Genomic DNA, 3,254 nt, shown 5'->3' on the forward strand with positions numbered 1-3,254 from the left:
TGTCGGTGGTTTCCCGATCGCCGTTGACCGGCACCGTGTACGACTGCTCCGCGGGGGGACGGTTCGCCTGGCGGCTGAAGGCGGCCGGCTTCGACGCCGTGCGGATCGTCGGGAAAAGCCCCCGGCCGGTTGCGATCGCGGTCACCCCCGCCGGGGGGGAGCTGGTCCCCGCCGAGGCCTTGTGGGGGAAGGGAGTGGGGGAAACGGTGAAGGCGCTCTCTTCCCGCGGCAGCGTCGCCGCCATCGGCCCCGCCGGGGAGCGGGGGGTGCTGTTCGCGAACATCATGATGGGGGAAGGGAACGCCGTGGGCCGCGGGGGGCTGGGGGCGGTCCTGGGGGCGAAGCGGGTGAAGGCGCTGACCGCGGACGGGGACCGGCCCACGGGGATCGCCGACCGGGAGCGCTTCGACGCCGCCCGCCTGGATGTGTTACGCCTCTACCGGGCCTCCCCCGTGATCTTCGGCGAGTTCGGGATCGCCGAGTACGGCACCCCGGCGCTGGTGGACCTGATGCGCCAGCGGCGGATGGCCCCCACGGAGAACTTCCGGAAGACCGTCTTCCCCCGCTCCGAGGCCTACAACGGCCCCGCCATCCGGAAGGCCTACGCGGCGAAGAAGGAGGGCTGCTACGGCTGCCCGATCGCGTGCAAGAAGAGCGCGCCGGACGGGACCCGCCTCCCGGAGTACGAGACCGTCTCCCACTTCGGCGCCCTGAACGGGATCGACGACCTTCGGGCGATCGTGCGGTCGAACACGCTGTGCAACGAGCTCGGGATGGACACGATCTCGGCCGCCGCCACCCTCTCCGCCTGGGGAGAGGCGCGGGGCCGCTTTCCTTCCGCGGAGGAGGTGGAGTCCCTTCTCCTCGACATCGGCCACCGGCGGGGGGAGGGGGAACGGCTCTCCCTGGGGTCGCGCCGCTATGCGGAGGCCGCGGGAACTCCGGGCCTCTCGATGAGCGTCAAGTCGCTGGAGCTTCCCGCCTACGACCCGAGAGGGGCCTACGGGATGGCGCTGGCCTACTGCACGAGCAACCGGGGAGGGTGCCACCTGCGGGCCTATCCGATCTCGCTCGAGATCCTGCGGAAGCCGGTGGCGATCGACCGGTTCTCCTTCTCGGGGAAGGCCCGCATCATCAAGATCGCCGAGGATACGAACGCCGCCGTGGACTCCCTGGTGGCCTGCAAGTTCTCCTTCTTCGGCGCGACGCTGGAGGAGTTTGCCGCGCTGCTCTCCGCCACGACCGGGGTCGACTACGACCCCCAGGCGCTCAAGGAGATCGGCGAGCGGATCTGCCTCACGGAGCGGTTCTACAACTGCGCGAACGGATTCGACGAAAAGGACGACCGCCTGCCGGATCGGTTTTACCGGGAGCCGGGGACGGAAGGGGAGGGGATCGGGATTCCGCCGATCGACGAGGCGCGGTTCGGGGAGGAGCTGCGGAAGTATTACCGGATCCGCGGGCTGAACTCCCGGGGCGCCTTCGACGACCCGGAATTCCTCTCCCGGCAGCCATGAGGGAGGAGATCCGGAAATATTCGGACCGGCTGCTCTCCGACCGGTCGGCCGCGCCGGGCGGCTTCGCCTTCCTCGCGCAGGACGACCTCCCGATCGCGACTGGAGAGCCGGGGCTGGCGCGGCTGGGGGAACGGGTCCTCTCGCGCCTCTCCTGCGTCGGGCTCCTCGCCGCCCGCTCCTCGCTTCCTTTCGCCGATTTCCTGGCGCGCCGCGCGCCGCCCGGGGAGTCCGTCATCGTCCCGCGGGACAGCGAGACGCGGACGTTCCTGCACGACATCCCGTTCCTGCGCCGCGGGGAGCTCGGGGAGGACCCGGTTCCCGCGCTGGCCCGGATGTTGTCCGCGCGCAAGGGGGTCATCGCGGAAGGGTTGGGGATCCTGGCGGTGGGGGCGGCCACCGTCGAGCAGGCCTACATCCACTACTCCTCGATCTTCCACGCGGTGTACGTGAAGTACCTGCAGGACCTGCTTTCGGAGGGATTCCGCCTTCCCGGGGAGGAGGAGGCCTTCGCGGACTTCGCCGGTTCCTGGCTGCGCCCCCCGACCTGCGACGGGCTCTCCTTCCGGGAGGGACCGCTCTCGGATCCCGGGGAGATCCTCGAGGAGATCGCCGCCGTGGGGCGCTACACCGTGGAGCGGGGGCTGGTCGATTCCTATTTCGGGAACATCTCCTGCTTCGCGGACGGGGTCATCTACATCTCGCAGACTGCCGCAAGCCTCGACTCCCTGCGGGGATGCATCGACCCGGTGCCGATCGCGGCCACAGGGACGGCGGGGATCACCGCGTCGAGCGAGCTGCCGGCGCACCGCCGGATCTACGAGACCTGCGGGGCGCGGACGGTTCTCCACGGGCATCCCCGGTTCGCCGTGGTGATGAGCCTGTTCTGCGACGACCGGTCCTGCCCGGTGAAGGATTGCTGGAGGGAGTGCGACAAGGTGCGGTTCCTCGGGAAGATCCCGATCGTGGCCGGGGAGATCGGCGCCGGCGGGCTGGCGAAGCGGGTGCCCCCCGTCATCGCCTCGCACGGGAAAGCGATCGTGTACGGGCACGGGGTCTTCGCGGCGGGAGAGCGGGATTTCGCGGAAGCGTTCCGGGCGATGGTGGATGTGGAGAACCTTTGCCGGGAAGAGTATTTCCGGAGGCTGCGATCGCGGTACCCTTCCGTCGGCGCATGAGGTTACACTTTTGTTTTCCCGGATCACAATTCTGGTACCCTCGGCTCTCCTTGTTGCCAAACCTTCATGATTTAGAATGTTTTTTGGGTGTGCCGAAGGGCACGAAACTTGCTTTTGTAAAAGGCATCATATTTCCGTGAAAACGGAAAGGATCCCCGGAGGACCCCTCACTCCGGGCCAACAGACGGTCCCGCGTCCCTCCTCGCGGGGCCGTTTCGTTTTCCCCTGCAGCAGGGAACGGGGACGAAGCCGGATCCGCCCTTGACCTGTTTTTTCCCGGGGGAATACAATCTTCCTGTGCGGGCGGGAGCATTGGATCCGATTTCGCACCGCAGTGAACGGCCCGCTTGACATAGAGGAGATCCCGATGGCAACACTCTCCCCGGCGGCAGCGCTGGCCTGGCAGATCGCCGCATCCGAGGCGGCGGCCGCAAGGCATCCCAACATCGAACGGGAGCATCTTCTGATCGGGCTGTGCAGCCTGAACAAGACGCTCGGGTTCGTCCGGTTCGTGAAGACCGAAGGCCTTCCCCTCGACGCGGTCCGGGAGGAAGCGGACCGG

At 68.2% G+C, this 3,254-nt stretch carries 1 protein-coding gene and 2 pseudogenes (2 of these 3 cut by a window edge); all 3 read left to right on the plus strand.

The annotated features are described in order from the left end of the window. Positions 1–1,517 (plus strand): annotated as a pseudogene (locus A2X88_05770) (aldehyde:ferredoxin oxidoreductase) (it extends 177 nt beyond the left edge of the window). After that, positions 1,514–2,692, plus strand: a complete 1,179-nt coding sequence (locus tag A2X88_05775; GenBank protein ID OGP33756.1) for an aldolase — start codon at positions 1,514–1,516, stop codon at positions 2,690–2,692. Before A2X88_05770 ends, A2X88_05775 begins: the two are co-directional and overlap by 4 nt. 367 nt (positions 2,693–3,059) lie before the next feature. Then, positions 3,060–3,254: pseudogene (locus tag A2X88_05780) on the plus strand (hypothetical protein); it runs 501 nt beyond the window's last position.

The sequence above is a fragment of the Deltaproteobacteria bacterium GWC2_65_14 genome (assembly GCA_001797615.1).
Classification (GTDB): Bacteria; Desulfobacterota; Deferrimicrobia; order Deferrimicrobiales; family Deferrimicrobiaceae; genus GWC2-65-14.

What these genes read in the sequence shown, in the direction of transcription:
- A2X88_05775 (OGP33756.1), top strand. Translation starts at nt 1,514, where the DNA reads ATGAGGGAGGAGATCCGGAAATATTCGGACCGGCTGCTCTCCGACCGG.